The sequence below is a fragment of the Paraburkholderia sp. J7 genome (assembly GCF_905220155.1).
Taxonomy (GTDB): domain Bacteria; phylum Pseudomonadota; class Gammaproteobacteria; order Burkholderiales; family Burkholderiaceae; genus Paraburkholderia.
In genome coordinates this window covers 1-219 of sequence record NZ_CAJMYZ010000162.1, presented here as the reverse complement: position 1 = coordinate 219, position 219 = coordinate 1, and the positions used below count along the sequence as shown (strand labels likewise).

General features: G+C 53.9%; 1 tRNA gene and 1 rRNA gene. Both read right to left on the bottom strand.

Annotated features, from left to right (window positions below):
- Window positions 1–4 precede the first annotated feature (4 nt).
- Window positions 5–81, bottom strand: a tRNA-Ile gene (locus U5A58_RS40790).
- 66 nt (window positions 82–147) lie between these two features.
- Window positions 148–219 (bottom strand): 16S ribosomal RNA (locus U5A58_RS40785); the annotation flags it as partial.

The following is a 219-nucleotide window of genomic DNA, read 5'->3' as shown; positions in this document are numbered from 1 at the left end:
AAAGTGGTGGGTCTGGATGGATTCGAACCATCGACCCCCGCCTTATCAAGACGGTGCTCTAACCGACTGAGCTACAGACCCCTGAGTCTGTCTTTCTTACAGCCGACAAGTGTGAGCGCTTAAAACGCAGTGAGCGATGAGCTCTGGAAAGGAGGTGATCCAGCCGCACCTTCCGATACGGCTACCTTGTTACGACTTCACCCCAGTCATGAATCCTGC